This window comes from Calditerricola satsumensis, from assembly GCF_014646935.1.
GTDB lineage: Bacteria > Bacillota > Bacilli > Calditerricolales > Calditerricolaceae > Calditerricola > Calditerricola satsumensis.
The window spans coordinates 1-1,890 of record NZ_BMOF01000096.1; the positions used below are offsets into that span (position 1 = coordinate 1).

Annotated in this window: 3 protein-coding genes; all 3 read left to right on the plus strand. The window is 70.9% G+C overall.

What is annotated here, in order from left to right; all coding sequences use genetic code 11:
* A partial coding sequence (locus IEX61_RS12170; protein WP_188818241.1) for a 3-hydroxyacyl-CoA dehydrogenase NAD-binding domain-containing protein occupies positions 1-856 on the plus strand: 856 nt, incomplete at its 5' end.
* Positions 843-1,589, plus strand: coding sequence for a 3-hydroxyacyl-CoA dehydrogenase family protein (locus IEX61_RS12175; protein WP_188818243.1), 747 nt, complete (start codon positions 843-845; stop codon positions 1,587-1,589). The genes IEX61_RS12170 and IEX61_RS12175, both read left to right, overlap by 14 nt.
* 29 nt (positions 1,590-1,618) lie before the next feature.
* A partial coding sequence (locus IEX61_RS12180; RefSeq protein ID WP_505651159.1) for a thiolase family protein occupies positions 1,619-1,890 on the plus strand: 272 nt, incomplete at its 3' end.

Here is a 1,890-nt window from a genome sequence, read left to right on the forward strand (position 1 = left end):
GATGGCCAACGAAACCGTCGCCGTCATCGGGGCGGGGACGATGGGGAATGGCATCGCCGAGGTCTTTGCCGTCGCCGGCTACGCCGTGCGGCTGTACGATGCGGCAGGGGCGGCGCTCGAGCGGGGGCTTCAGGCGATCGCCGAGCGCGTAAAGAAGCGGGCGGAAAGGGGGCGGCTGGCGGAGGACCCCGCCGCGGTGCTCGCGCGCATTGCCCCAATGGCGGCGCTGGAGGAGGCCGCCGGCGCGGCGCTCGTCATCGAGGCGGTCGTTGAGCGCCTCGACGTCAAGCGCGAGGTGTTCCGCGCCCTCGACGCCGCCTGCGGGCCGGAGACGATTCTGGCCACGAACACCTCGTCGCTGTCGGTCACGGAGATCGCCGCGGCGACGACGCGTCCCGAGCGCGTCGTGGGCCTGCACTTTTTCAACCCCGCGCCGGTGATGCCCCTCGTCGAGGTGATCGCGGGGAAGTTTTCGGCGCCTGAGGCGGTGGATGCCGCCGTGCGGTTTGTCGAAGCCGTGGGCAAGGTGCCCATTCGCGCCCAGGACACGCCCGGCTTCATCGTCAACCGCGTGGCCCGGCCTTTCTACAACGAGGCCCTGCGCATCGTCGGCGACCGCGTGGCGACGATCGAGCAGGTCGACCGCATCTTGAAGGCGGCAGGCTTCCGCATGGGGCCCTTTGAACTGCAGGATCTGATCGGCCTCGACATCAACTTCGCCACGACCACCTCGGTGTACGAGGCCTTCTTCCACGACCCACGCTTTCGCCCGCATCCGATCCAGCGCATGATGGTGAGCGCCGGTGCGCTGGGCCGGAAGACGGGAAGGGGGTATTACCGCTATGACGGCGAGTAGGGTGCTCCTCGTCGGCAGCGGGCCCCTGGCCGACGAGGCGGCCGCCTGGCTGGCGGCGCAGGGGGACGAGGTCCTCCGCTGGGACGGCGGAGATGCGGGCGGCACGCTTGCCGTCGACGCTGTCGTCGACGTCACCGCGCGGCGCGAGGAAAAGCGCGCGCTGCTTGGGGCGGTGGAGAAGCGGCTCGACCCCGCGGTGCCGGTGTACACGTCGGCCGTCGGCGCCTGCGCCACCGAGGTGGCCGCGCATCTGGCGCACCCCGGGCGCGTGGTCGGCTTTTCGCCGTGGCAGCTGGGCGAGATGGGCGTGCTGGAGGTGAGCCGGCCGCTGCAGGCCGAAGACGACGCCCAGTGGGAACGGGCCCTGGCCTTCTGGCGGGCGCGCGGCAAAGCGGTTGAGGCGGTGGACGACGCGCCGGGGCTGGTCTTTCCGCGCACCCTGGCCATGCTCGTCAACGAGGCGGCCTTTGCCCTCATGGAAGGGGTGGCCACGGCGGCGGACATCGACTTGGCGATGAAGAAGGGCACGAACTACCCCTACGGTCCCCTGGAGTGGGCCGACCGCATCGGCCTCGACCAGGTGCTGGCCGTGTTGGAGGGCCTGTTCCGCGAACTGGGCGAGGACCGCTACCGCCCGGCCCCCCTCCTGCGCAAGCTGGTCTACGCCGGCTGGACGGGTCGGGCGGCGGGACGCGGTTTTTACCGGTACGCGGACGGATCGTCATGCGCGTAAGCGACGCTGCACGAAAAGGAGGATGGGCCATGCGCGAAGCCGTGATTGTGGACGCCGTGCGCACCCCCTTTGGCCGCTACCGCGGCAGCCTGAGCCGCGTGCGCCCGGACGACCTGGCCGCCCACGTCATCCGCGCCCTCTTGGAACGCAACCCGCAGCTGGATCCGGCCGCCATTGAGGACGTCATCTTCGGCTGCGCCAACCAGGCCGGCGAGGACAACCGCAACGTGGCGCGCATGGCCGTGCTGCTGGCCGGGCTGCCCGAAGAGGTGGGCGGCGTGACGGTGAACCGCCTGTGCGG